Here is a 293-nt window from a genome sequence, read left to right as displayed (position 1 = left end):
GAAAGGTAGTATTGCCACCATACCACCGCGTAAAAAGGCCAAGTACTAGGAGGAAGTACACCCAATAAATGACGCCGTTGCTGCGCTGAAATCAGGTCAATTGGCGGAATGGAAAACGGCATCAGGCTACCATCAACGTTCATTAGCAGAGACCACCATGTCTCGAGACAAACAACTGTTGAGCCCGACCCTGATCTTACGAAAATACACCGGCCAAGTCGGTGAGATCTTGGCCGGTGTCAAGTTGATGAACAAAGTTATCGGACTGGGAATGCCTGTTCGTCAGCCCCTCA

The 293-nt window shown here is 49.8% G+C and carries 1 pseudogene; it reads left to right on the top strand.

What is annotated here, in order from left to right:
- Positions 1-293 (top strand): annotated as a pseudogene (locus tag GQS58_RS16910) (IS5/IS1182 family transposase); the annotation flags it as partial.

The sequence above is a fragment of the Polaribacter sp. 11A2H genome (genome assembly GCF_011379025.1).
Lineage (GTDB): Bacteria > Bacteroidota > Bacteroidia > Flavobacteriales > Flavobacteriaceae > Polaribacter.
This window is presented reverse-complemented; position numbering and strand designations above follow the sequence as displayed.